Raw genomic sequence first — 25,438 nt, forward strand, 5'->3', positions numbered from 1 at the left:
CAATCCCAGCTGCGTTCATTCCCGGCCCCCTACCCGGCCGATGGTGGGCGTGTGAGCACGCTGTAGCGGAAGCCGTACTTGTGCGAGTAGCCCGCGGCGGCGGTGCGCCGGCCGATGGCGCCGGTCGGCACACCGCGCAGCAGGGCGTTGCCGGGTGGGGTGGTCGCCGAAACGGCCGCCTGCGCCGGGATGGCCTCGGCGCCGGCGGCATCGGCCGGGCCGACCGCGGAGGTCAGCGTGGCCCACTGCTGGGGCACGGACAGCGCCCCGACGTGAGAGGCCGTTCCGGCCCCTGCCGATACCGCTCCGCCGCCGATGCTGCCCAGGTTGCCCAGCCCCAGTTGGGCGAACTGCGGCGTCGGGAACCACGCACCACCGGCACCCGCCGTCGCACCGCCGGGACCGAACGTCAGTTGCTGGCCCATCGACCAGCCGAAGTTGGCCAGACCGTTCGACTGATACAAGAGGGACGAGGTCTGTTTCAGAACCGTGGTGTAGTTAGCGGGCGTGAGCGACCACCAGTTCGTCGGACTCGGAAGGACGTCTTGCAGACTGGCGCCGGTTGTGGTCGGTGCGGTAGCGGCGGCCGTGACTTGCTGCGTCGCTTGCGAGGTGGTGGTGGCCGACAGCACCTGCGGGATGGAAAGCTGCGACGACGCGTTGGCGGCGGTCTGAGCGGCGTCGCCCGCCGGCTGCTCGACGGCCTGGGCCACCGCTGATCCCTGGTTGGCCAGTCCATCCGGGTTGGTGGTACTCGGCGGGGGGTCAAAGGGAGCCAGCGTCGTGACCGTCACCGAGGCCGCCGCATAGCCATACATCGCCGCCGCGTCCTGAGCCCACATCTCCGCGTATTCAGCCTCCGTGGCCGCGATCGCCGCGCTGTTCTGCCCGAAGAAGTTCGTCGCGATCAACGTCGCCAACAGAGTTCGATTCGCCGTGATCACCGGAGGCGGCACCGTCATCGCAAACGCTGCCTCGAAAGCGGCCGCCGCGGCCCGGCCCTGACCAGCCGTGTCCTCCGCCAGCGCTGCTACCGCACTCAACCAACTCGCGTACGGCAGCACCGCCGACAACATCGACGAGGACGCCGGCCCCGCCCACGGGCCGTCGGTCAGTTCCGAAATCACCGAGCCGTAGCCGCTGGCGGCGGTCGCGACCTCCGCGGCGACCTCGTCCCACGCCGCCGCCGCAGCCATCATCGGCCCCGAGCCCGGACCCGCATAAATGCGACCGGAGTTGACCTCCGGCGGTAGCGCCCCGAAGTCGAACACTTACGGACCGCCCGACTCGAACGACATCTATTCCCCCGCAATTGGCCTTCGTGGATGGCTTCAAGCAATTTGCTTGGTTGCGAAGGCTAGATCGCCGCGAGGCCTCGTCGCTCGCGGCGACCTCGGTCGGCCGGAGGAAAGCCAACTCGTCGACCGCAGTTTCTGGCCAGCCGCACGGGCCCCGGCGGTTCGCGCTCATGTCATGGGTTCACGGGCACTACCTGCATGAACGCCGCATTGGTTCGATCGCCCTATAGGGGTTGGGCCTGGGCAAGCCGGCCGGGACTAACGCGGAGTATCTGTTAAAAATCCGGCCGCAGAAAACCTTGCGACGAAAGGGGGCCGCCCGGTGCGGGACGGCAAGGCCAGCCACGGCCGTTGCCGTCGGCGGCCGAACGCCGAAAGACGCTTTAGCGCTGCACTTTTCGCGCGCTAAAGCGTCTTTCGCGTGCTGCGGACGGTTATCCGGCGAAGGGGGGTCGGGCCATGACGGTGGGGCGGAACCCGTATCGGGGTCCGGCCCCGGCGTGGGTGCCACTGCCGATGCCGGCCAGGGGCATGCCACCGAGCAGGTTGCCCGGTCCCCCGGCGCCCTCGGGGGCGGCGCTGATGGCGCTGACCGGGATGGCCGAGTGGGTCATCGCGGGGATCGCCGGGCCGCCCGTCCAGGCCACCGGCACCGACAGCTTGCCGCCGATGGAGGCCGCACCGCCGATGGCCGCCGCCGGGTGCACCGCGCCGGCGCCACCGCCGAGCAGACCACCCAGCCCGCCCAGGCCGGGCAGGGCCTTGGCCGCCGCCGGGGCCGCGCCGCCGATCATGCCCAGGGTCTTGGCCATCTGCACACCGAAGTTACCCATACCGACACTGAAGTACGGCAGACCCTCGGTGTTGTAGAACAAGCTGGCGAACGGGCTGTAGCCGTTCGTGAGCGCCCCCAGGCTGGTCGGGAAGGCGGTCTGCCCCGTCAGCAGATACCAGATTTCGCTGTACGTTGGCGTGGGCGGCCCGGAAGCAGCCGGCGCCGCCGCGGCCTGCAACGTGGTAGGCGTCGACGTGACCACCTTGGACAGCGCCGAGGCCGTGTTGCTGGCCGTGCTGTTGGTCGTCGCGCTGGTGACGGCCGCGCCCTGGGTGGCCTGGGCCGACGGGCTGGCGATCTGAGGTGACGCGCTGAACGGTGTCACCTTGGTCGCCGTCGCCGACTGCCCCGCGTAGCTGTACATCGCGCTGGCGTCTTGGGCCCACATCTGGCCGTACAGGGCTTCCAGCTGCGTGATGGCCGGGGTGTTTTGGCCCAGCACGTTGGTCTGGATCAACTGCATGGTTTGCGCTCGGTTGGCCGCGACCAGCGGCGGGGGCACCGTGGCGGCCAGCGCCGCCTCATAAGCAGCCGCGGCGGCCTGCGCTTGGGTGGCCGCCTGCTCGGCCTGGGCCGCGGTGGTGGTCATCCACGTCACATACGGCTGGACCGCGGCGGCCATCGTCGCCGACGCCGGGCCCATCCACTCCTCGCTGCTGAGCGCCGTGATGATCTTGTCGTAGCTCAACGCCGCCGCATTGAGCTCCGCCGCCAGCGCATTCCACGCCGACGCCGCGGTCATCAACGACCCCGACCCCGGACCGGCATAAATCCGCGCCGAATTGACCTCCGGCGGTAACGCCCCGAAATCCAACATCATTGACTCCTTTAACCCGTCGCGGCCGCGTTGGCCGCCTCAGTCACGGCATACGACCCCGAGCTCATGCTGAGAGTGTTGACGAACATTTCGTGAACCGCCGCCGCCTGAGCGCTGACGGCTTGGTACATCTGGGCATGCGCGGCGAACTGCGCCGCTGTCAGCGCTGACACTTCGTCGGCCGCGGCCGGGACCACTCCGGTGGTGGGGGCCGCCGCGGCTGCGTTCTGCGCGTTGAGCGCCGAGCCGATGCTTTGCAGGCTGCCCGCCGCCGCTGCGAGCGCCTCCGGCTGCGTCGTCACAAAAGACATCTGAAGTCCCTCCCTACTTTCCCGGCTCGCCGGCTCTCGAGGATCTGTTTGCCTTCGGGCCCACCGGGGGCTTGGCTTACTCGTGAGATTAGATGGGTCACGCGGTGCCTTGCCTCCCTAGTGCCGACTGTTCATAACTGGACAACTTCCGTTCACTTGGACGTTCCCTATCCGGCCGATGGCGGGCGGGTCAGGACGCTGTAGCGGAAGCCATATTTGTGGGAATAGCCGGCGGCGGCGCCGGCCCGCCGGCCCACCGCGCCGGTCGGCATACCGCGCAGCAGGGCGTTGCCGGGTGGGTTGGTCGCCGAAACGGTCTGAATCGGAGCGGCCTCCGCCTCGGCGGCATCGGCCGAGCTCACCGTGGAAGCCAACGTGGCCCACTGCTGGGGCACCGAGAGCCCGCCGACCTGAGCCGCCTGTCCGGTACTCGCGGTCACCGCGCCGGCGGCGTTGCCCAGGTTGCCGAGGCCCAACTGAGCGAACGCCGGTGTCGGGAACCAGGCACCACCGGCACCCGCCGTCGCACCGCCGGGACCGAAGGTGAGCTGCTGGCCTATCGACCAGCCGAAGTTTCCGATACCCACCCCGAAGTACGCCTGCAGCGTCTGTTTGATGATCGCGGTGTAATCACCGGGGCCCATCTGCCACCACCAGGTATTCGGGGTAGGCAAGATGTCCTGCACCGAGGTCCCGGTGGTCGTCCCCGTGGTGGCCGCGGCAGTGGCCTGCTGCGTCGCCTGCGAGGTGGTGGTGGCCGACAACGCCTGCGGCGTCGCCATCTGCGACGACGTGTGGGCGACGGTTTGCGCGGTGTTGCCGGCCTGCTGCGTGGTGGCCTGCGAGACAGCGGCGAACTGTTGGGATTCGCCGTCCGGCGTGGTGGTCTGCGGCGCCGCCGCGAACGGCGTCATCTGCGAGGCGGTGGTCGAGGCGGCGGCGTAGGTGTACATCGCCGCTGCGTCCTGGGCCCACATCTCCATGTATTGGGCCTCGGTGGCCGCGATGGCGGGGAAGTTCTGACCCAGGAAGTTGGTCGCAATCAGCGTCGCCAACAAGACGCGGTTGGCGGCTATCACCGGCGGCGGGACGGTCATCGCGAACGCGGCCTCGAATGCGGCGGCGGCAGCCCGCGCTTGACTGGCGGTCTCCTCGGCCTGACCGCCGACGGCACCCAGCCAGGTCACGTAGGGCGTGATGGCCGCCACCATCGACGTCGAGGCGGGGCCCACCCAGGGCCCGTTCGTCAGCTCGTCGATGATCGAGTTGTAAGCGCTTGCCGCCGTGCCCAATTCGGCTGCAAGCACATCCCAGGCGGCCGACGCGACCATCATCGGCCCCGAGCCTGGTCCTGCATACATCCGACCGGAGTTAATCTCCGGCGGTAACGCCCCGAAGTCAAACACCTGTTCTCCTCAGTTGGTCGCGACCTCTCGCGATCGCGACCGTCGTATCGGAATCAGTGGTGGCCGTAGTCACGGCTTCGTAAGCAAACGCCACCCCCCGGCTGCTGACGTGGGGATCGCCGACTCAGACCTCGCGGTCCACCACCCCAGTCGGCGGGCTCGCCGGCGCGTCCTGCCGATCCCGGACACGGCGCCCAAATGTGGTCTATCACCACGCGTTTCGGACGTCCGGTCAAGAACAACGTGCACCTTGAAGCCTCGATTGATCCCCGTTGTCAGCAACCGAGCGACAGCCCGCGTGTGTCCGAACTGTCGCTCGCCAATGAGATTAGTTTGTTACCGCGAGTGCTCCGATACGCGAAGCCAACTGTTCATTCCAGGCCAGCCAATGTTCACTCCCTGTCGACTCACGTTCATGTCCGGCAACCGATTGTTCATCCGCGGTTTCCCTCGCCCGCACGCCGGCGGTCAGTCCTCTTCGAGCACCAGGGCCATCTCGGGACAGGAGGCGACGCCGTCGCGCGTCAGCTGCTCGTCCTCGGGCCTCACCTCGTGTTCTTCGAGCGTCGAATAACCCGAATCGTCTATCGGGAACAGATCCGGATCGACGGCATAGCACTGCGCGTGGCCCACGCATTTCGACTTGTCGAGACGAACCCTCACCGGCTCCCTCCCCGGACGACGCATTTAAGGAATCGAGTCGTAGAGTAGTCGCTCGGTGTAGCCCGCGACACGGTGCGGCCATCGCCGGCCGCAGTGGACCGTGTATTCGCCCCGCACGCGGATTCGTGTCCCTTTGCCGCACATGCGATATTGATGTGCCAGCAGAACTTAAAGACAAGCGGAGACTGGGCGCATGACCACTCCTGGCCAGGGCCAGCAAGGCACGTTCCACCTCCCCCGGCTCGATTACGAGAAGCTACCGATGGCGGCGGATCGAGGTGTGGGGTGGAAGGTGCTGCGCGACGCCGGGCCGGTGGTGTTCATGAACGGCCACTACTACATCACGCGCCGCGAGGACGTGCTGGCGGCGCTGCGCAACCCGAAGGTCTTTTCGTCGACGATACTTCAGCCTCCCGGCCACCCATTGCCGGTGCTGCCGTTGGCCTTTGACCCCCCGCAGCACACCCGCTACCGGAAAATCCTGCAGCCGTTCTTCAGCCCGCACGGACTGAGCGCGTCGCGGCCGGCGCTCGAGCGGCACGCCGCCGAGATGATCGCTGCGTTCGCCGGCGAGGGCAAGTGCGAGGTGATGGCGGATTTCGCGCGCCTGTACCCGTTTCAGGTCTTCATGGACCTCTACGGTCTGCCGTTGGAGGACCGCGACCGCCTGATCGCCTGGAAGGACGCGGTCGTCGCGGATAAGCCGTATCTCACCCCGGGCGACCTCGAGCAGGGCCGGCACCTGCTGGCCTACCTGGTCGACGCTATCCAGCAACGCCGGCACAATCCGGGGTCCGACATGCTGTCGCGCGTCATGGCCAGTGACGGCGATTTCAGCGACCTGGAACTGCTGGGCATGAGCCACCTGCTGATCCTGGCGGGTCTGGACACGGTGACGGCGGCGATCGGATTCTGCCTGCTCGAGTTGGCCCGGCGCCCCCAGCTGCGCGAGTTGCTTCGCGACGACCCGAAGCAGATCCGGGTCTTCATCGAGGAGATCGTGCGACTGGAACCGTCGGCGCCGGTGGCGCCGCGGATCACCACCCAATACGTCGAGATCGGCGGCATGACGTTGCCACCCGGCACGTCGGTGCGGTTGTGCATGGCGGCGGTCAACCGCGACGACAGCGACGCCACGTCGGTCAATGAGCTCGTCATGGACGGAAAGGTGCACCGCCACTGGGGCTTCGGTGGCGGGCCGCACCGCTGCCTGGGCTCCCACCTCGGCCGGATCGAGCTGACGGTGATCGTCGGCGAATGGCTCAGGCAGATCCCCGACTTCGACGTGCCGGCGGACTACGTCCCCGAAATCACTTTCCCGTCAAAGAGTTTCGCGCTCAAGGAACTACCGCTGCGCTGGGGCTGATCCAGCCAACCCCAGCGCAGCGGTATCCGTCGGCGCCTATTTGCGCAATTCGGTCGACGCGACCTGTACGAACACACCGGTGTCCTCGGCCATCAGCAGGCCTCGGCCGCGGGGCAGCGGGCCACCCTTCATCTTGCCGCGGATGAAGCCCTCGTCCGGATCGGCGTCCATCACCAGCAGCGGCGCGTTGGCCTGGGCCAGTGCGCGCAGCATGGGGTCGCTGCCCGCCGACGACCAGCCACCGAAGGTGCGCGTGACGAGCACGTGCAGCCCGACATCGGCGGCCCTGGTCACCCACGGCGCGGCCTTGTGCAGCGGCGAATCGAACCCTGCCGGCAGCTGCTGGATGTCGTCGACGATCAGGAAGATCTCCGGGCCGCTCCACCACGACCGCGACAACAACTCCTCCGCGGACAGCCCGGGCGGCGGTTCGCGCCCGGCCAGGACCGCCGCCAATTCGCCCATCATCGCCTGGACGCCGTCCAGGTTGTAGGCGAACTTCTCGACGTAGTCCGAACCCAGTGTGGTCAGCAGCTGACGTCGTGGGTCCACCAGCCACACCTGCGCCGACGGCTGGCCAGCCGGCGGCGGCGGCGCGCTGCTCGCCCCGGGTGCGTACAGCCTGCCGATTTCTCGCATGATGGTGGCCAGCGTGGTCGTGCGCCCACATTCGCGTCGCCCGGTCACCATCAGGTGCGCGTTCTCGGCGAAGTTGAGGTAGACCGGCGCCAGATCCAATTCGGAGATGGCCCAAGCGATTCCGCCCGCGCCGACACCTTGACGGGTGTCTCGCGCGGCCAGCTCCCGCAGCTGCTCGAGGTCGAACCGCGCCGGGAGGCGGCGCACCGGCGGGGCCTGGGCGCTGGTGAGGCGACCGACCGCGTCGATCACGCTGTCGGACTCGAACACGTAGTCGGGCGTGGTCGCGAGCGCGGGGCGGGCCACCAACGTGTGCAGACCGGCCTGCGGGTCGGAGTCCAGCCGGACGTAGTTGACCGCGACCATGCCGCGGCCCGGCTTGACCGGGACGTCCTTGGCGAATCGCGAACGCACCAGCTTGGCGTCTTCCACCGCGGCCAGCCGCAATTCGACCCGGGACCCGAACCCGCTGCGCACCGGCGGCCGCAGCTCGGACTCGCGATCGGCGGTGACCACCACGTGCACCCCGAACGAGGGGCCCTGGTTGATGATCACGTTCACCTGCTCGATCAGCACCTCGTTCTCTTCGGCCAGCGCCCGGTAGTTGTCCACCACCAGGTAGACGTCGCCGAACCCGTCGTTGGGCACCGGGCCGGGCTCGCCGCCGAACTTACGGCGCCGGAAGACCTCCATCGAGGCGATGCCGTACTCGAGGAACGTGCTCTTGCGCTGGCGCACCAAGGCCAGCAGCTCGGCCACCGTGCGGCGCACACCGTACGGGTCGGTCGGGCCGGCCACCTCGCCCACGTGCGGCAGCCGGGCGACCGTGGTCAGCGCGGTGCTGCTGTAGGCCAGGCAGTAGAACTGGACCTGCTCGGGGGTGTGGGTCAGCGCGGCCGAGCAGATCAGCGTCTGCAGGGCCGTCGTCTTGCCCGAACCGCCGGCGCCCAGGATCAGGACGTTGGCGCCCGGCCCCGAGGTGTCGACAGTCCACGGCGGCTGGTCGTGCTTGAAGGGCCGGTCGATGATCCCGATCGGGAAGACCAGATCCTTGGCGGAACCGTAGTTCTCTTGCCACGGGTGACCGAGGAACCGGTTGACCAACTCGTCGATGGGCACGGGTTGGTTCAGCGGCGGTTGCCACAACCGGTAGGGCTCGAAGTCGATCTTGCGCAGCTGATCGATGATCACCGTGCCGACCTTGGGGACCCTGATGCCCTCGACGTCCTCGTCCTCACCCGCCGCGCCGTCGGCTTCCAGCGTCTCGCCGTTGGTGATCGCGGCCGGGGTGAGTTCCGGTCCGCCCACGCTGACCTCGAGCGGGGTGAACGAGTTGGTGAACAGCTGCGGGCGCACGTAGTCGATGCTGTGCACCAGCGCGGGCGCCTCGTCGCCGTCGTCGGTGAGTCCGCGCGCGAAGTAGTCCCGCCACAGGAACTCCGCCTGGAACCGGACGATGTCCTCCAGGCTGCGCCGGAAGTAGCCCAGACCCGCCTGCGCCGGCAGGTTCACCGCGTTCGGCACACCCGCCGCCTGCGCCGCACCGGCGGTGCGCGCCTTCAGCACCAGCCGGTAACCCATGTTCTCCATGAGCTTTTCGGCCCGGCTCTCGATGGTCTGCGACGCCATCATCAGGTGGATCCAGTATGCGCGACCCTGCCGGCCGATCGAGTCGAGCACGTCGACCGCCGTCGGCATGATGCGGAACCACTCGTAGAACTCGTCGATGACGACCACGAGCATCGGCAGTGGCGGCATGTCCTGGCCGCGTGCTTGCATCCTGAGCCGGACGGAGTTGTACTCCTTGGCGTCGTCGACACCGGCGCTGTCGCAGATCGCCTTGCGGCGGGCGATCTCGCCCCACAGGGCGTCCAGGAAGCGCTCCATCAGCGCCTGGTCTTCTTCCAGGTCGGTGATGATCCGCGACACGTGCGGGACGCCGGCGAACGGCTTGACCGCCGACCCACCCTTGAGGTCGGCCAGCACGAACTGCAGCTCCTCCGGCGGGTGGCTGAGCATCAGCGACTCGATCACGGTCCGCACCAGGGTCGATTTACCCGAACCGGTCGTTCCGGACATGACGCCGTGCGGACCGTCACCGCCCTCGTCCAGCGACTTCATGTCCAAGAACAGCAGCTCGCCGTTGTCGGAGCGGTTACCGAACGGCGCCCGCAGGCGCGACCGGCCCATCGTGTCGGTCCGGGCGCCCCAGAGCGCGTGGAAGTCGATGCGGCCCGGGTCGTCGATCCCGTAGTAAGACAGGATGTCGCGGGCGCCGATGTGGGTGACCCGCTGGCCGATCTCTTCGTAGGCCTCGGCGAGCCGCCAGTGGGCCAGCGCCTGGGAGAACTCCTCCGCCTCCGCGACACTGATGTGGTCGGTGAGCGCGAAGAACCACGGCTTCTCGTCGATCACCATCCAGGTGTCGCGGTCGCGGGGCAGCGCCTCGATCACGCCCTTGTCGTCGAACCGCAGGGTGCGCTCGGGGACCGCTGTCCACATCGACGCCCCGGTCAGGTCGAAGAACGTCACCCCGTCGATGCCTTCGGCGCTGATCACGAACTCCCACTGCGGGTCGACGACGTCGGCGACGATCACCGTGTGGGGCGTCGGGGTCTGCGCCGACGAGCTCGCGTGCCGGGGCGTGAAAGAGCCGCGGCCGGCGAACAATTCGGCCTGTTCGGCGGCGAACTCGCGCACCGACGCGTAGACCATCCGCGCGTTGCCGGCGGCGTCCTGGCGGCGCGGGTCACCGAAGTGCGGCAGCCACTTGACCCAGTCCCATTCGTCCAGATCCGAGCTGACGACGACCATCCGCACGTGGTCGGGGCCGTGCGAGAACGCCAGTTGGCAGACGATCGCCCGCATGAGCCCCAGGACCTGCTCCCGCTCACCGTCGAGCGAATACCAGGGCTCGACCAGCAACGAGATCATCTTGGGCAGGTTGTAGACGACGCTCTGGTAGCGACCGAATTCCTGCAGCGCCTTACCGGTCACCGGCTCCAGCTCGATGTCGGTGGGCATGTTCTGCGGCTCACCCCAGGTCACCTCGGGCCGCGTCATGCCGACGCCGACCCGCACCACACCGAAGTTGAGGTCCTTGCCGTCGGGCTTGCGCTCCCACATCCGCGACGTGCCCACCGCGGCGGTCAGGGTGGTCGGCGCCGGGTGGAACCACCGGTAGTTGGCGTCCATGCTGTCCGCGGACTCGTGGGCGGTCTCGCGCAGCATGTCCAGCATCAGCATGAACTGGGCGCGCATCGCGTCCAGCTTGGGCCGGCTCATCTGCTGCTGACCGCCGAACCGGCCGCCGAACATCATCATCGCGACGCCGCCGATCATGAAGATCGGGAAGATGGCGCCGGCGCCGCCGAACACGTGCGAGCCGCTGGCGAAGGTCATGCCGACCATGCCGATCAGCAGGCCGACCACCAACACGCCGACCACCACGAGCCACCAGGGCTTGCCCTCCGGAGGCGGAATGCTCAGGGGTGTCGGGAGGACGATGTTCTCCGGCTTGATGACCGGAGGCTTCTCCGGCGTCGGCCGGGCAAACCCGCGTTTCACTTAGGTACCGCCAATTCTGCTGGGGACATATCCATCGGTAGGGTGTCGTGCTCCACGAGCGCGTCCGCCCGCGACAAGGTCGGCCCTTGCGGGAGCAGTCGGAGCGCCACCCAGGGCGCCAGGCTCGGTTTCGTCTTGAGGCCCAACGCCTCGCGGACGTCCCGGGTGTCGTCGACGCCGAACCGGGCCCCCGCGTCCGTCAGCCACCACAGCGATTCCGTCGTCTTGGCGCCGGGGTCGTTGCCGGTGACGGCCACGAAGTTGCCGTAGTCGGGCCCGAAGAAGACCTGGTCGGCCTCGCGGCCGGTGGTGTCGGCCTTGACCAGGGACACCACCTTGCTCTCGTCCTTCGCGGCGACCGGGATGGTCGCGCCGGAGATGACCTGGATGCGGGCCCGGTTCTCCCCCGAGGTCTTCTGCCACCACCAGCAGGTCGCCGGGTTCTCGCGGATGTCCGCCACGTTGAGCGGGGCGTCCGGGTAGGAGGACAGGTCCAGCTTGTTGACCACGGGCATCTTCGCCAGGGCGGACGGTTCCACGGTCACCGGCTTGGTGTTGCCCGGCCCGGCGTTCTGCAGGATCTGAGCCACCAGCGGCGGCAGTGTCTGCACGCCGTCGGCCAGCACCAGTGAATACTGTTGCGGCCCACTGATTTGCGGCGTGACGATCACGGTGCCGATCGGGCCGGGCGCACCCGGGAACGACGCGGCCGCGCCGGCGTTCTGCACCTGGGGCACGGTCAGCTCCGGGCCCACCGGCAGCGCGTCGAACAACGCGCGGCTCATGGGCTTCGCCTGGCCGACCTGCTCCGGCGTCAGGCCCAGCGGCAACAGCACCGATCGGTTCGTCGCGTCGATCCGGGACCGGCGGCCCTCCCGGATCACCCAGGCGTCCCCGCCGTAGCTCAGCACCACGGCGTCCGTCCCGTTGAGGACGTGCCGGTGGTTGCTGAGGTCGGGGTTCCCGTCGATCACGGTCACCGTCACGCCGGACGGCGCGCTGACACCGGTCGAGGTAGCGACGGTGTCGCACACCAGCCACGACGACGTGGACGGGGCCGTGGGGTGGAAGTTCGACGGCGCGCCGGGGATGCCGACCAGCGGACCGCGCGGCAGGCTCGCGATCTGGTTGGACTTGACCAGGTGCGGGTTGTCCGGGCGACCGGTGATCAACCGCGCCGAAGCCAGGTTCAGCGCCGGGTACAGCTTGTCGCCCACGCGGACGTAGAGCGCCCCGGAGTCGCGGTCGGCGATGATCGGCGAATCCCCGACCTGGCCCGCCGGGCTGAGGAACGAGTAGAGCAGAGCGCCCAGGCAGATCACCAGCGCCGCCGAGACCGAGGCCACCACGGCCAGCGTCTGCCGCCGGCCCGGCTCGACCTCCATGCGGACACGCCACCGGGTGAGGGCCATTGCGGTGCGACGAGCGAGGAACTGGTAGCCGGTCACCTGCGTCCGCGTCGACAACCCGAGGCCGTACCCCGACCCGCGTTGTCCGCGACTCTCTTCCGCCACGTTAATTCACCATCCGGTCTGCTAGAACGCCTGGATATTGTCCGTCGTAAATATCCGCTGCGCGAATTACATCGACAACCGTAAGGCACCCGTACGGGCCTCGCCACGCGGCGCCGATGGCGTTCGCTGCCACATCCCTTTATCTGTAGGTGTCCGGTCGTGCGCGGTTTGCCGGATCGCGCCGGGCCCGCACCGCGCCAGGCGCCGCTGAACTGGCACTATCGGATTCCCCCGCCGATCCCCGCCCGGACTCCTCATGTCTCCTCAGGGCATCGTAATGGCGGATGCCCGGCTCGTCCTGTTGAGCGTGCACGCCGACGCGAACGAACGGGCGCGGCAGGGGCCGGCAAAACGGGGGGGGGGCGCACGCCGGCCGGTGGGCGCCTCTCCCCGATTGGTCGGGCGGCGAATTCTGGCAGCAAGATGTGCGGTATGAGTGAGCTCGCGCCGTCGCTGGTCGAACTTGCCAGGAGATACGGCATCGCGACCGAGTACGACGACTGGACCGGGCGGCGGGTGCCGGTTCCGGCATCCACGCTGGTGGCGGTGTTGGCCGCGCTGGGCGTGCCGGCCGCCACCGAGCAGGAGCGCAACGTGGCCCTGGCCGCCAAGCTGCGGTCGCACTGGACGCGGCGGTTGCCGGCCACGATCGTCGGCCGCACCGGTGAGCAGACGCGGTTCTGGGTGCACGTGACCCACGGCGATCCCGCCGAGGTCTGGTTGCAGCTCGAGGACGGCACGGTGCGCGGCGAGATCCAGCAGGTCGACAACTTCACCCCGCCGTTCGACCTGGGCGACCGCTGGGTCGGTGAGGCCAGCTTCGTGCTGCCGGCCGACCTGCCGCTGGGCTATCACCGGGTGCATCTGCGTTCCTCCGACGGGGAGACCAGCACCGCGCTGATCGTGACGCCGGACTGGCTCGGGCTGCCCGAGCGGCTCGGCGCCCGCCGAGCCTGGGGGATGGCCGCCCAGCTCTACAGCGTGCGCTCCAAACAGTCGTGGGGCGTCGGCGATCTGACCGATCTGGCCGACCTGGCGGTGTGGTCGGCGTCGCGGCACGGCGCCGACTATTTGTTGGTCAATCCCCTGCACGCGGCCGCCCCGACGCGCCCCATGGAACCGTCGCCCTATCTGCCGACGTCGCGGCGCTTCATCAACCCGATTTATCTGCACGTCGAGGCGATTCCCGAGTTCGCCGAGCTGCCCAAGCGCAGCCGGGTGCGGCGGCTGCGCTCCGAGGCGCAACAGCGAGCCGCTCGACTCGACGCCATCGACCGCGACGGCGCGTGGGCGGCGAAGCGCGCCGCGCTCGAGCTGTTGCACCGGGTGCCGCGGTCGGCGGGCCGTGAGTTGTCCTACCAAGCCTTCCGGGCCCGCGAGGGCGGCGCGCTCGACGACTTCGCCATCTGGTGTGCCCTGGCCGAGAAGCACGGTGCCGACTGGCACTCCTGGCCGCAATCGCTGCAGCATCCGCACGCGCCCGGCGTCGCCGCGTTCGCCGAAAAGCATTCGGGCACAGTCGATTTCCATCGGTGGCTGCAGTGGCAACTCGACGAGCAACTGGCCTCGGCGCAGTCGCGGGCCGTCCGGGCCGGAATGGCGCTGGGCGTGATGCACGACCTGGCGGTCGGCGTGCATCCCCACGGGGCCGACGCGTGGGCGCTGCAAGACGTGTTGGCGCTGGGCGTCACCGCCGGCGCGCCGCCGGACGAGTTCAATCAGCTCGGCCAGGACTGGTCTCAGCCGCCGTGGCGGCCCGATCGGCTGGATGAGGAGGAGTACCGCCCTTTTCGGGCGCTGATCCGTGCGGTGCTGCGGCATGCCGGCGGCGTGCGCATCGACCACATCATCGGGTTGTTCCGCCTGTGGTGGATCCCGGAAGGGGCGCCGCCCACGGAGGGCACCTACGTGCGTTACGACCACGAAGCGATGATCGGCATCGTCGCCCTGGAAGCACACCGCGCCGGGGCGCTGGTGGTCGGCGAGGACCTCGGCACCGTCGAGCCCTGGGTGCGTGACTATCTGTTGTTGCGCGGACTGCTCGGCACGTCGATCCTGTGGTTCGAGTTGGACCGCGACGGTAACGGCGGTCCCCTGCCGGCCGAGCGCTGGCGGGAGTACTGCCTGTCCTCGGTGACCACCCACGATCTGCCGCCGACCGCCGGCTACCTGGCGGGTGACCACGTGCGGTTACGCGAAAGCCTCGGATTGCCCCCCCGCCCCGCCGAGGACGAACTCGCCTCCGACCGGGCCCAATTGGCAGCCTGGATGGCCGAATTGCGCCGGGTGGGGTTGCTCGATGACGGCGAGACCGACGCGGACAGCGTCGTCCTTGCCCTGTATCGGTACCTGGGACGGACACCGTCGCGCCTGGTGGGCGTGGCGCTGACCGACGCGGTGGGCGACCGCCGGACCCAGAATCAGCCCGGCACCACCGACGAATACCCCAACTGGCGGATTCCGCTGACCGGCACGGACGGCCGCCCGATGATGCTCGAGGACGTGTTCACCGATGCCCGGGCGGCCACCCTGGCCGAGGCCGTGCGCCACGCAATCGCGCCCGCGGCGGCCGAAAGCGCGCCTGTTAGCTTCTGAGGCCATGAAGGTCTCAGTGGTGGCCCCGGTCGCCGACGGCGTCACCGCGGATCCGGAATGGATGGCGGCCTTCGCGGGTCACCTGGAGCGATGCGGTTTCGAGTCGATCGTCGTCGTGGAGCACACGGTGCTGGTCACCCGCTACGACAGCGTCTATCCCTATGACAGATCCGGGCGCGTCGGCTTGGCCGCCGACTGCCCCATCCCCGACCCGCTGGACCTGCTGGCCTTCCTGGCCGGCCGCACCACCACCCTGGGGCTGGCCACCGGCGTGTTGGTGCTGCCGAACCATCACCCGGTGGTCCTGGCCAAGCGGGCCGCCACCGTGGACGCGTTATCGGGCGGGCGGCTACGACTGTGCGTGGGCGTGGGATGGCTCAGGGAGGAGCTCGAGACGTGCGGTGCCGATTTCGAGGACCGCGGCCGCCGAGCCGACGAGCAGCTGGCCGTCTTGCGGGCGCTCTGGGCCGACCACCCGCACGGGGCCTCTCACCACGGCGAGTTCTTCAGCTTCAACAACGTCATGTGCTACCCCAAACCCGTTGCGGGTCCCCGCCTCCCGATCCATATCGGCGGGCACAGCCGAGCGGCGGCGCGCCGCGCGGGCCGGCTCGGTGACGGCCTTCAGCCGCTCGGCGTGACCGGACCCGCCCTGGCGTCGTTGATCGCGGTCATGCGCGACGAGGCGTCGTCGGCCGGCCGCGATCCGGCTACCCTCGAAGTGTCATTGGGCCACGCGGTCAACAAGATCGACGCCGACCGCGCCGGCGGACTCGTCGAGCAGGGCGCCGACCGGCTTGTGCTGGCCATGCCGCCGACCACCGACATCGAGCAGGCCAAGGATCTGCTGTCGGCATGTGCGCAACGCCTGTCACTGATTGCATGACCCCGATGCCGCTGTCGACCGATGACCGAGCCGCCCTGAGCGACGTGGTGCACCGATACGCCGCGCACGTCGACGAGCGCCAATTCGACTCCGCTGCAGCGCTGTTCACCGACGCAGCCGTGCTGGTGGTGGCCGACCCGCCGAAGGCGCTGGAGCCGGTCCGTTCGCACCGGGGTCGAGACGCCATCGCCGGCGCGGTCGCCGCCGTCGCGGCGCTCATTCGGACCGAGCACGCCATCATCGGCGAGGTGTACGACCAGGCCGCCCGGCCGGGCACCGCGCGCGGACGCGTCGCGTGCATCGCGCACCATTGGGACCAGCGTGGTGACGAGCTTGTCGACGTGGTCTGGCATCTGCGCTACGACGACGAATACGAGCTGACCGACCGCTGGCGGATCGCCCGCCGGGCGTTGACCATCAACGCGATTGAGACCCGTGTGGTCCGCCGGGTACGCCGACACGACCTGATCTAGCGAGCTTGCAGAAGACTTTGCGCAAACTCACAGCGGCCGTCCATGATCCGAATCTGCGGAAGTAACGTCGTGTTTGTTGAGCGATTGCGGTTATCTAGGCCAGCGTCGGGGCGAATTTTGCCCACGTCGGCCCGGGGCCGGCGGCCGTAGGTCCCGGCGAGCCCGCGGACGCAGCAGTTCTTCCTGATCGTGTCCAATTTATACAAGTCGGTCCGTGTATTTTCGGCCGCGTGACGAACACCGAACATCGGAACCCGGGCGTCGCTTCCGCCGGACTCACCGGGGGGCGGGCAGCACCGAACGGCAATGTATCGACACTGGCAGTGGGCACGCCGCTGGAGTCCCCGCCGGACTACCGCAGCGAGATTCACACCGCCGAAGACATCATCGACGTCGAGACCTATGGCGGCGGTTTCGACCTCACCAGGCGCGCGACCGCTCCGAAGCTGCGCATCGGCCGCGACCGCTGGTTCAACCTGCTCTGGCTGATCCCCATCGGGTTTGCCCTGCTGGTCGCCGGGGTGGCCGTCGGCAAAGGCCTGCACAACATGCCGGCGGTGCAGTCCTTCATCCAGCGTTATCCCGGGACGGACAGTTCCGGTGTGACACCCGGCCTCCCGGCGTGGATCGGTTGGACCCATTTCTTCAACCTCTTCATGATGATGTTCATCATCAGGACGGGGATCCAGATCCTCTGCGACCATCCCCGGCTCTACTTCAGCCGCAACGCGACCCCGGGCAAGGACGAATGGCTGCGGGTGGGCCCGCCGGTGCCGGACGACGAGCTGTGGACGGCTAACGCCGACACCGTCGCCCTGCCACCACAATTCGGTCTGCCGGGGTTCCGGCACTCGATCGGGCTGGCCCGCTGGTGGCACCTCGGGGTGGACGTGCTGTGGCTCGTCAACGGCGCCGTCTTCTATGTGCTGCTGTTCGTCACGGGCCAGTGGCGGCACATCGTCCCGACCAGCTGGGACGTCTTCCCCAACGCGGCCTCGGTGGCGGTTCAGTACCTGTCCCTGGACTGGCCGACCGACAATGGGTGGGTCGCCTACAACGGCCTGCAGTTGTTGTCCTACTTCACCACGGTCTTCATCGCCGCACCCGCCGCGCTCATCACCGGCCTGGGTATGTCGCCCGCGCTGTCGCAACGCGTTCACTGGCTGAGCAAGCGCCTGAGCATCCAGCACGCTCGGTCGCTGCATTTCGTGGTGCTGGTGTACTTCCTGTTCTTCATCCTGGTTCACGTCACGATGGTGTTGACGACCAGCGCGCTGCGAAACCTCAACCACATGTTCGCCTCCCGCGACGACAACAGCTGGGTCGGCTTCGGGATCTTTGCCGCGGCCATGGTGCTGACGGCGATCGCGTGGGTTTGGGCCACTCCGTTCACCATTCGCCATCCGCGGGTGATCCAGCGGGTCGGGTACGCGCTCGTCGGCCCCTTCCAGCGCATGCTCGAACAACTCGACCCCAAGCCGGGCGCCTTCACCGAGAAGGACATCTCACCACACCACTGGCGCAACGGCCGGCTGCCGGAGACCGTCGAGTACAAAGAGCTGGAAGCCAACGACTTCAGGGACTGGCGGCTCAAGGTCTACGGCCTGGTCGAACACCCGATGGAGTTCTCGCTCGAGGACTTGATGGCCCTGCCCTACCACGAGCAGATCAGCCAGCACTTCTGCATCCAGGCGTGGTCGGGCGTCGCCAAATGGGGTGGCGTGCAGATGAAGACGATCATGGACATCGTCAAGCCGCTGCCGGAAGCCAAATGGGCGGTGTTCTATTCGATGGGCCTCGGCGCGACCGGCGGCATCTATTACAACGCCCACCACATCGGGCAGATGGACCACCACATGACCATGCTCGCCTACAAGATGAACGACCAGCCGCTCCCCTACATGCACGGCAGGCCGCTGCGGCTGCGCAACGAACTGCAGCACGGCTTCAAACTCGTCAAGTGGATCAAGGGAATCGAGTTCGTCGCCGACTACCGCGACATCGGCAGCGGCTACGGCGGTTACAGCGAGGACCACAAGTACTTCGGGCGGCACCAGACGCTGTAGGGCGCAGCGCAGAACCCTCGGGCGTCGCACTCTCACGTCGTTTGTCCCGACGGCAATCCGGGTAGCACAACGGAAGCGGCCGAACGGAAGTGACAGCAGAGGAGACGCCCATGAGGCACAGCCCTGTCGACCATGATCGGACCACTGAGCGACATGACGCCGAGCCGGGGCGCGACCTCGAACACACGCCCGGCCTCATCGTCGTCGGGGCTGCGGCCCTGGCATTTGTGATATGCGTGGCGACGTTCGCGCTGGGAGACGCGGGTGCGGGCGTAGCCGCCGCGATCGTCGCCCTGCTCGGATTCGGCGCCGGCCTGGCCTGGCTCACGATGGACCGCAGGCGAATTCGCCAGACTGAGCGGGAATTGCCGATGGGCCACGCGGCGCGCTAGCGCTACTGCAGCGCGACCGCTACTGCAGCGCGACGAGGTTGTGCACGGACTTCTCCACATCGGAGCGGAGCACTCGCGCGACCAACCCCCCGACCGGACCGCTGAGCAATCCGCCCCTGAGGTCCGCGGTGAGGTGAAAGTCGGTTCCGGATTGCTGGTCCGTGATGGTCATCGCCACCCCGAGGCGTATCCCACCGCGGCCGCGACCTTGCAGCTCAATGGATTTCGGCTCGTCGTAGCGGGTGACCGTCCAGTGGACGACGTTGCGAAACCCCTTGACCTTCACGCAGGAGGACACGCAGGTGCCCTCCTCGATCGATTCCGGAACGGGCCCGCGCCACCCGGCGAAAATGGTCATCCACTCGTCGAATCGGCTCAGGTCGGACGCCAGCTTCCAGGCGGCCTCCGGATCCACCTGCGACGTCACCGAAACATCTACTCGTGCCAAGTCTTCTCGCTCCTCCCCAGACGATGATCGCGATCGGCGCCGGCACCGCTACACAGGCGCCCGGCGCGCAACGTGAATGGGGTACCCGGGGACGGCAGGGCCTACGCGTGGACCGGGCGCCTAGGGCCAGGTCTGCTCCAATTGCTGGGCAACGTCAATGACCTGCGCGGCTTGTGACTGCGGCGCGTCGATCTCCTCGGCGACGTACTGGGCGACGAATCGGCGGATCTCGCCGTCGACGCCGGCGAGAATGCGCAACACCTCGCCGCGGAAGGACTTCGAAGAGACGTTGACGGTGATGTCGGACGGCCGCGGCTTCGCGACGTCGACGATCAGCAGCAGCGGCTCGGCGGCTCGCGCGGTGGCCCGCAGGGCGATGTCCCCCGAGACCACGAACCGCTGCTTGTCGAGCCGAAGATCGAGCAGCAGATCGATCGACAACGGGATGTGGATGACGAACGTGATGCTGTCGCCCAGGCGGCGCGTGACCTTGGGCTCGTGAATCTTGACGTTGGCGCTGACCTTGGCGATCCCGCCCGGCCCCTGCGCGATGGGCTCCATGGCGAACTCGTTGCCGGCGATGTCGGCGAAGGCGGCGGCGACACGCTCGGGGGTGACGGCGACCTCGAAGAATCTTCGTCCGAACTCTTCGTAGGTGACATAATCGTGAGTCTCCATAGACTTATACCGTCTCACGCCGGCCGTCGGAACCGTCGCTGATCTGCACGCGTCGCCGGAAATCGGCGCGGCCGTGGCTCCTTCGCCGGGACCGCCGTTGACCCAGGACAGGTTGTGAGGCGCGCCACACACGGGGGGCTTCAATTCGATTCGGCCGGTGGTGGCCTGGGAGGCTTGTTGAGTTGGGAGGTGTTTTCCATGTGCGCCCACAAAGCTGCCGAGCGGCGCTCGGACTTCTCGCCCGCGGGCCTGCTCACCTGGCTTGGCGGCGGGCAGTGGCGGGAGCTGGATGAGCGCCACGAGCGGTCCACGCATGCCGTATCCGGCGCGGTGGTGCTGTTCGGGGCGGTGCTGGCCTGGCTGGTGGCGACCCTGGCGGTGAGCGAGTCGGCTCGCTGGTCGGTCCTTTCCGTCCTGCCGCTGACCCTGGTGTTCGGCCTGCTGGTCGGCGCGGTCACCCGCGCCACCACGGCCGGTTCGCGCCAAGGCCGGGCCGGGGTGGCGGCCCGCGCGGCCGTCGCGGTCGCGCTCGGCGCCGTCGTCGGCGAACTGGCCGCGATCGTCCTGCTGTCCGGCTCGATCGACCACCGCCTCGACGAACGCGCCCTGCGCAACGCCGGCTCGGCGCCGGCCGTGGCGCAGGCGTCGGCGTCGCTGCAACAAACCCGGGATGCGCGCGCCGCGCTCGACGGCGCCGTCGACCGGGCTCACCAGCAGCAGGATCAGGCCCTGGTCGTCGCGCGCTGCGAATACCACCCCACCCCGGGCTGCCCGCAAACCCGGATCACCGGTGACCCCGGCGCGGGACCCGAGACACGAACCGCCAACGAGCTTTTGGCGGACGCCCAGCACGAACTCGACAACGCGCTGGCCGCTCGTGACCGCCAAGCGCCCGAGTTGGACGCCACCATCTCGCGCCAGCAGCAAGCGCTCGACGACGCTCGCCGCGGCGTGGTCGCGGACGCCGATCGTGGCCTCGGCGCGCGCTGGGTCGCCATGAACGACCTGACGTCGTCCGACTTCGGCGCGCTGATGCTGCGGCTCATGGCGATCGCGTTCTGCGTGCTGCTCTACCTGCTGCCGCTGATCCTGGGACGGTGGCGCGGCGAGACCACCCACGATCGCCATGCCACGGCCCGCGCGGAGCGGGAACGCGCGGAACTCGAGGCGGACACCGCCATCGCGATCAAGCGGGCCGAGGTCCGCCGCGAGGCCGAGATGATGTGGGCCGAGCACCAACTCACCCAGGCCCGGCTGGCGATCGAGGCGCAGACCGAAATCGACCGCGAGCAGCAGCGCCGACGAATCGAGGAGGCCTTCGAGCCCCCGGTGCGGGCGGCGTCGCATCGCCCACTCGAACCCGCCGACGAAGACATCTACCTGCCTATTGCCGCGGAGGCCGAGGCCGCCAGCCGAGCGCTGGTAGGGCTGCCCGCCCCCGCGCAGACCACCGGCGCGGAGAACCTGCCGGCGCCCGCCGGACGCGACGATGCGCCGCGCGAAGACGGTGCAGACGGTGGCACGTCGCTCATCCCGTCAATTCCAGACGCCACCAAGGCCGCGGCGCGGTGGATTCGCCCGCTGATGCCGCCTTTCGTCGCGCGGGTGCTCGACACCACGACCGCGCCGCTGCGCACCGCACGCCAGGTGTTCGAGGAGTTCGAGGAGATCACCTTCGCGCTGCGGCGCACCCACCGCGTCACGATGGACTCCGAAAGCTCCGACGCCGGCGAGCGGCCCATGCCGCCGGGCGCGGCGAGTGAGCAGGCCTCGCCCACAAGGGGATTCATCGACTCGTCGCGCGTGGATCGCACCGCGGTGACCCAACGGCGGCCGGGCGGCCGAGAGCGAAGCGCCCCCTCGCTGGGCGCGTCGGAGCGTGGCGGCGATCCGGAATTGACGAAGCGGGACGGACCGGCCGAGCTCGATTCACCGCGGGGGCCGCGGCAACTTCCCCCCGCCTAGCGAGGTCCGCCGTCCCTGGTGCGCGACGCCGGCGCCCGGCCCCTATTCGTCGCCGAAGGCTTGGTAGAGGTCCGGTAGGAATCCGGCCAGGTGATTCATCTCCTGGGCGCAATGCACCATCAGGTTGCGAGCGCTGGTCTCCGCGTTGCCCAGCACCCGCGAGACGATCGGGCGCACCGCCCGCGACGCGACGCCGGGCACGTTGCGGACCGCGATGTGCTTGCCGCCCATCCAGAAGCGCGACCGCATCTCGGCCCCGTTCGCGGTCGAGCGGACGTGGTGAATGAACCATCCGACGTCTACCGGGGCCTCGCTGGACCCCAGCCGGGCACAGATCGCCACCGCGCCGTCGCTGTCGGGCGGGCAGCCCATCGTGACAGGATCGACGAATTGGATTGCGCCGTTGAGCATCGTCGAGCCGATGTACTCGCTGATCAACGACCAGCGGCCGATGTAGCGCCGGGCGCCGGCGCGGCCCGCGTCGTCACAGTCCTTCCAGGCAGCGTGCAGGTGGGCGCGCGGATGCCACAGCTTGTAGCGGCGGGTGTCGCAGCCGTGCCAGCCGAACCACCAGGACCACATGGCCGGGATGACCCCCGGCATGTCGGTGCGCACCGACACCTGATACCCGCCGTCCTCCAGGACGCCATAGCCGTTCTCGGTCTGCTGGTATCCGTCGTCGGCGACGCGCGCGGCGTCGTCGAACGCCAACAGCGCCGTGGCGCCCTGCGGCCCGTGTTCCAGGGCCTCGACGACATGGCGTGGCAGCGGGGCCATCTCGGGCGCGAAGAACTTGCCGAACGGGGTGTTCGCGTCGTCGCCGCGGTAGCCCAGATACAGCTCGCCGGCCATCAGAGTCGCCCCATCCAGCTGTTGAACAGGCCGTCGGGGTCGTATTCGGCGCGCACGCGGTCGAGCTTGGCCATGGCGGCGTCGCTGGCGAACCGCGCGGGACGCTGGCCGAGGTTCTCGTCGGCCAGCTGAATGCCGATCGCGTATTCGGACATCGCGGCCATGTTGGACCGCGCCCAGTCGGCATACTTCGCCTCGTCGGCCGGGTCCTTCCACGAACCGTAGAGCGCGAGGTAGATGTCGCCCTCGATGCTGTAGGCCATGTCCTGGCGGGGAGAGCACGGGCCCCAGTTCAGCCAGAGGAAGTGGGCGGGAGGCGGCGGCATCGTGTCCAGGATCGTCCGGATGCCCGGCAGCAGGTCTTCAGCCGACGCCGACGTCCACATGTTGTCGACCGCGTAGTGGTGATCGGACAGGTAGTGGCTCATCGCCACGTCATACCAGGTCGGCAAATCGGTTGGCATATAGGGAATCTTGACGAGCGCCTGAGCGGCGACCGGGCAGGTGCCGAACAGGGCGAGGGCCTTCTCGGCCTCCTCGTCGGTGTCCGCGAAGGCGGGCGACGCCAGCGAGATGACCGGGGTGTCGATGCCCATGTTCGGCTCGCCGCGCGAGGCCACGGCCTGCAGCTCGACGCGAGGGTCGACGTCGGCGCTGACCGCCCGCGCCCACGTGAAAACCTCGTCGCCAAGCTCGAATGGATAGACGTAGACGCTGGTGCCGCAGGCGCCGGGGCGGGGATAGAGCTTCAGGTAGAACGACGTGACCACGGCGAAGAAGCCGGGGCCGGCGCCGCGGGCGGCCCAGTAGAGGTCGGCGTTGTTGCTGGCGTCGCAGTGGATCTGTTCGCCCTCGGCGGTGACGACGTCCAGGCCGACGACGCTCTCGCAGGCCGGGCCGTAGATGCGGCTGTTCCAGCCGTACCCACCCTGCAGCAGGTAGCCGCCCAGGCAGACGCCCTTGCAGTGACCACCGGGGAAGAACAGGCCCTGCGCCTCGAGATCGGCCATGAGCAGGCTGCCGCCCTTGCCCGGACCCACTTGGGCGAGCCGCTTGTCGGCGTCGATGACGGCGTGGTCGAGGCGGCTGACGTCGAGCAGAACGGAGCCGTCACGCAGGTGGCTGGCCGAGAAGCTGTGCCCCCCGGAAACGACGCTGACCTTCAGGCCGTGCGCCGCGGCGTAGCGGATGCCGGCGACGATGTCATCGGCATCGGCGGCCTGCACGATGACTTCGGGATAGCGCTGCGGCACCCGTTGGTGCCACACGGTGCCACGGCGGGCCGCCTCGTAGCCGTCGTCGCCGCGGAAGTGGTGCCGCCCCGCCGGTAGCCCGCTCATCTCGAACCTCCCTCGATTCACTATTCGGATCTTTGCGATTCGCAATGCGGACCAATATAGTGGGCCGATGCCGAGTTCGGGGGAAAATCTCTCGCCTGGTCGCGACGAAGGAATACAGGTGTTGCGCCGCGCCGCCGCCGCGCTGGACGAGATCGCCGCCGAGCCCGGCCGGTTACGCCTGGTCGACCTGGGTGAGCGGCTCGGCCTGGCCAAGTCGACGGCGCGCCGGCTGCTGGTGGGCCTCGTCGAGGTGGGGCTGGCCAGCGTCGATTCACAGGGCCGGTTCTCCCTGGGCGACCGCCTGCTCGGATTCGGCACTTCGGACGGGGCGCAGATCGCGGCGATCTTCCGGCCAACCATCGAGCGGGTGGCGCGCGCGATCGACGGGGAGACGGTCGACCTCTCGATATTGCGGGGCCAGCGCATGTGGTTCGTCGACCAGATCGAATCGTCGCATCGTCTGCGCGCCGTCTCGGCCGTCGGCGTCCGGTTCCCGATGGAGTCGACTGCCAACGGCAAGGCGGCCCTCGCGACCCTCGACGATGTCGATGCCGAGGCGGTGATCGCCAGCTGCGATCCCGATGTCGCCGACCGGCTTCGCGCCGAGGCCGCCGAGATCCGGCGCACCGGAGTGGCTTTCGATCGCGACGAACACACCCGGGGAATCTCGGCGGCGGCGATCGCGCGCCGCGCCGCGGGCGACAACGTGATCGCCATCTCGGTGCCGGCGCCGACGGAGCGTTTCCTGGAGAAGGAACCGCGCATCGTCGCCGCACTGCGCGCCGCGGCGGAATCGCCGGCCTGGGGGTATGTCAGCGGACCAGGTTGATCCCGTAGTCGCCTTCGGGCCCCGGAAGGGTCGGCGCTCCGCCCCTCCGGACGCGCCGGACACCCCGCCCCCGAGTCGGCCACCGCAGCGGCAGGCCCTCCGAGCGGGCGCCGGCATCGGTCAGGCTGGAGTTGGAGGCGGCCGGGTTACCCCTCGAAAGCTCGGCCGCCCCAACGTCGTGAGCCCCGCTCAACAGGACACTGCAGCGGAGGAGAACAGCGGCCCCCATTCGTGCCGGGCCGCGGATTGCGCATCGGTGAAACTCGGCGTCTTCTCGCCGTCGCCGGCCAGGTGTACCAGCGCCCAGGCCATCGCGAACACCGGCACCTTGTGCCGCAAGGCCGCGCTGTGCAATTCGTCCAGGGCGGCCTCCGACGGGCACCGGCGAAGGCCGATGAGAATGCCCCGAGCGGTGTCGAGGATGCGACCGGAATGCGGGCCACACGAAGTCTGGGCGGGAACCCAGTTCGTCGTCATGTTGTGGATACCTCCTGCGGC

Annotated in this window: 20 protein-coding genes; 8 read left to right on the plus strand and 12 right to left on the minus strand. The window is 68.8% G+C overall.

The annotated features are described in order from the left end of the window. Nucleotides 1-29: 29 nt before the first annotated feature. The 5 genes from C1737_RS06205 to C1737_RS06225 all read right to left on the minus strand — a co-directional run bounded on the left by C1737_RS06205 (nt 30) and on the right by C1737_RS06225 (nt 5,330). Nucleotides 30-1,271, minus strand: coding sequence for a PPE family protein (locus C1737_RS06205; RefSeq protein ID WP_068094550.1), 1,242 nt, complete (start codon nt 1,269-1,271; stop codon nt 30-32). Nucleotides 1,272-1,732: 461 nt separating this feature from the next. After that, nucleotides 1,733-2,953 (minus strand): PPE family protein, encoded by a 1,221-nt coding sequence (locus tag C1737_RS06210; protein ID WP_068094554.1) that lies wholly within the window; start codon nt 2,951-2,953, stop codon nt 1,733-1,735. 8 nt (nt 2,954-2,961) lie between these two features. Beyond that, on the minus strand, nt 2,962-3,261 hold the full coding sequence (locus C1737_RS06215) for a PE family protein (RefSeq protein ID WP_068051758.1): 300 nt from the start codon (nt 3,259-3,261) through the stop codon (nt 2,962-2,964). A gap of 167 nt (nt 3,262-3,428) precedes the next feature. After that, the gene (locus C1737_RS06220) at nt 3,429-4,667 is read right to left on the minus strand and encodes a PPE family protein (protein WP_068094556.1); all 1,239 of its coding nucleotides are present in this window, start codon (nt 4,665-4,667) and stop codon (nt 3,429-3,431) included. Between the two features lie 468 nt (nt 4,668-5,135). Continuing rightward, nucleotides 5,136-5,330: a ferredoxin gene (locus C1737_RS06225; RefSeq protein ID WP_067917298.1), complete on the minus strand. Its 195-nt coding sequence runs from the start codon at nt 5,328-5,330 to the stop codon at nt 5,136-5,138. Between the two features lie 193 nt (nt 5,331-5,523). Here C1737_RS06225 and C1737_RS06230 point away from each other — a divergent pair, with 193 nt between their 5' ends. After that, entirely contained in the window at nt 5,524-6,696 is a 1,173-nt protein-coding gene (locus C1737_RS06230) for a cytochrome P450 (protein WP_067917300.1), read from the plus strand. A gap of 36 nt (nt 6,697-6,732) precedes the next feature. On the opposite strand, the gene eccCa is transcribed toward C1737_RS06230, so the two are convergent. Continuing rightward, complete coding sequence (eccCa, locus tag C1737_RS06235; protein ID WP_067917302.1) at nt 6,733-10,902, minus strand: type VII secretion protein EccCa; 4,170 nt, start codon at nt 10,900-10,902, stop codon at nt 6,733-6,735. Continuing rightward, complete coding sequence (gene eccB / locus C1737_RS06240; protein WP_067917304.1) at nt 10,899-12,416, minus strand: type VII secretion protein EccB; 1,518 nt, start codon at nt 12,414-12,416, stop codon at nt 10,899-10,901. The genes eccCa and eccB overlap by 4 nt, the downstream gene beginning before the upstream one ends. A gap of 432 nt (nt 12,417-12,848) precedes the next feature. Here eccB and malQ point away from each other — a divergent pair, with 432 nt between their 5' ends. From malQ to C1737_RS06265, 5 genes are all read left to right on the plus strand, one after another. Next, complete coding sequence (gene malQ / locus C1737_RS06245; RefSeq protein ID WP_102417516.1) at nt 12,849-15,011, plus strand: 4-alpha-glucanotransferase; 2,163 nt, start codon at nt 12,849-12,851, stop codon at nt 15,009-15,011. Between the two features lie 4 nt (nt 15,012-15,015). Further along, nucleotides 15,016-15,897 carry an LLM class F420-dependent oxidoreductase gene (locus C1737_RS06250; RefSeq protein ID WP_102417517.1) on the plus strand — a complete coding sequence of 294 codons (882 nt, stop codon included), beginning with the start codon at nt 15,016-15,018 and terminating at the stop codon, nt 15,895-15,897. A 5-nt stretch (nt 15,898-15,902) separates the two neighbouring features. Then, complete coding sequence (locus C1737_RS06255) at nt 15,903-16,370, plus strand: nuclear transport factor 2 family protein (protein ID WP_067917409.1); 468 nt, start codon at nt 15,903-15,905, stop codon at nt 16,368-16,370. Between the two features lie 323 nt (nt 16,371-16,693). After that, entirely contained in the window at nt 16,694-18,436 is a 1,743-nt protein-coding gene (locus tag C1737_RS06260) for a molybdopterin-dependent oxidoreductase (protein ID WP_102417518.1), read from the plus strand. A 110-nt stretch (nt 18,437-18,546) separates the two neighbouring features. Continuing rightward, nucleotides 18,547-18,828 carry a hypothetical protein gene (locus C1737_RS06265; RefSeq protein ID WP_068098811.1) on the plus strand — a complete coding sequence of 94 codons (282 nt, stop codon included), beginning with the start codon at nt 18,547-18,549 and terminating at the stop codon, nt 18,826-18,828. A gap of 19 nt (nt 18,829-18,847) precedes the next feature. Here the strand turns inward: C1737_RS06265 and C1737_RS06270 are convergent, their stop codons facing one another. Together C1737_RS06270 and C1737_RS06275 are read right to left on the minus strand one after the other, a co-directional pair. Further along, a complete protein-coding gene (locus C1737_RS06270; protein ID WP_068098803.1) occupies nt 18,848-19,276 on the minus strand; it encodes an SRPBCC family protein in 429 nt (142 codons plus the stop codon). 120 nt (nt 19,277-19,396) lie between these two features. Next, on the minus strand, nt 19,397-19,954 hold the full coding sequence (locus tag C1737_RS06275; protein ID WP_067917319.1) for a hypothetical protein: 558 nt from the start codon (nt 19,952-19,954) through the stop codon (nt 19,397-19,399). Nucleotides 19,955-20,152: 198 nt separating this feature from the next. On the opposite strand from C1737_RS06275, the gene C1737_RS06280 reads away from it, so the two are divergent. Then, nucleotides 20,153-21,919 (plus strand): DUF4407 domain-containing protein, encoded by a 1,767-nt coding sequence (locus C1737_RS06280; protein ID WP_068098812.1) that lies wholly within the window; start codon nt 20,153-20,155, stop codon nt 21,917-21,919. Between the two features lie 42 nt (nt 21,920-21,961). Here the strand turns inward: C1737_RS06280 and C1737_RS06285 are convergent, their stop codons facing one another. Both C1737_RS06285 and C1737_RS06290 read right to left on the minus strand, forming a co-directional pair. Continuing rightward, nucleotides 21,962-22,771 carry a DAPG hydrolase family protein gene (locus C1737_RS06285; protein WP_068098804.1) on the minus strand — a complete coding sequence of 270 codons (810 nt, stop codon included), beginning with the start codon at nt 22,769-22,771 and terminating at the stop codon, nt 21,962-21,964. Next, nucleotides 22,771-24,111 (minus strand): FAD-binding oxidoreductase, encoded by a 1,341-nt coding sequence (locus tag C1737_RS06290; RefSeq protein ID WP_102417519.1) that lies wholly within the window; start codon nt 24,109-24,111, stop codon nt 22,771-22,773. The genes C1737_RS06285 and C1737_RS06290 overlap by 1 nt, the downstream gene beginning before the upstream one ends. Nucleotides 24,112-24,178: 67 nt before the next feature. Between C1737_RS06290 and C1737_RS06295 the strand changes: the two genes are divergently transcribed. Then, the gene (locus C1737_RS06295) at nt 24,179-24,940 is read left to right on the plus strand and encodes an IclR family transcriptional regulator (RefSeq protein ID WP_102417520.1); all 762 of its coding nucleotides are present in this window, start codon (nt 24,179-24,181) and stop codon (nt 24,938-24,940) included. Nucleotides 24,941-25,129: 189 nt separating this feature from the next. Here the strand turns inward: C1737_RS06295 and C1737_RS06300 are convergent, their stop codons facing one another. Continuing rightward, nucleotides 25,130-25,417, minus strand: coding sequence for an ANTAR domain-containing protein (locus tag C1737_RS06300; protein ID WP_102417521.1), 288 nt, complete (start codon nt 25,415-25,417; stop codon nt 25,130-25,132). Between the last annotated feature and the right edge of the window lie 21 nt (nt 25,418-25,438).

Origin of the sequence: Mycobacterium sp. 4858 (assembly GCF_900240975.1) — a bacterium.
GTDB lineage: Bacteria > Actinomycetota > Actinomycetes > Mycobacteriales > Mycobacteriaceae > Mycobacterium.

Coding starts and splice junctions, on each gene's coding strand:
- C1737_RS06275 (WP_067917319.1), bottom strand. CDS start 19,954: ATGGAGACTCACGATTATGTCACCTACGAAGAGTTCGGACGAAGATTC.
- C1737_RS06285 (WP_068098804.1), bottom strand. CDS start 22,771: ATGGCCGGCGAGCTGTATCTGGGCTACCGCGGCGACGACGCGAACACC.
- C1737_RS06300 (WP_102417521.1), bottom strand. CDS start 25,417: ATGACGACGAACTGGGTTCCCGCCCAGACTTCGTGTGGCCCGCATTCC.
- C1737_RS06255 (WP_067917409.1), top strand. CDS start 15,903: ATGCCGCTGTCGACCGATGACCGAGCCGCCCTGAGCGACGTGGTGCAC.
- C1737_RS06265 (WP_068098811.1), top strand. CDS start 18,547: ATGAGGCACAGCCCTGTCGACCATGATCGGACCACTGAGCGACATGAC.
- C1737_RS06250 (WP_102417517.1), top strand. CDS start 15,016: ATGAAGGTCTCAGTGGTGGCCCCGGTCGCCGACGGCGTCACCGCGGAT.
- malQ (WP_102417516.1), top strand. CDS start 12,849: ATGAGTGAGCTCGCGCCGTCGCTGGTCGAACTTGCCAGGAGATACGGC.
- C1737_RS06290 (WP_102417519.1), bottom strand. CDS start 24,111: ATGAGCGGGCTACCGGCGGGGCGGCACCACTTCCGCGGCGACGACGGC.
- C1737_RS06230 (WP_067917300.1), top strand. CDS start 5,524: ATGACCACTCCTGGCCAGGGCCAGCAAGGCACGTTCCACCTCCCCCGG.
- C1737_RS06295 (WP_102417520.1), top strand. CDS start 24,179: ATGCCGAGTTCGGGGGAAAATCTCTCGCCTGGTCGCGACGAAGGAATA.
- C1737_RS06215 (WP_068051758.1), bottom strand. CDS start 3,261: ATGTCTTTTGTGACGACGCAGCCGGAGGCGCTCGCAGCGGCGGCGGGC.
- C1737_RS06280 (WP_068098812.1), top strand. CDS start 20,153: ATGTGCGCCCACAAAGCTGCCGAGCGGCGCTCGGACTTCTCGCCCGCG.
- C1737_RS06210 (WP_068094554.1), bottom strand. CDS start 2,953: ATGATGTTGGATTTCGGGGCGTTACCGCCGGAGGTCAATTCGGCGCGG.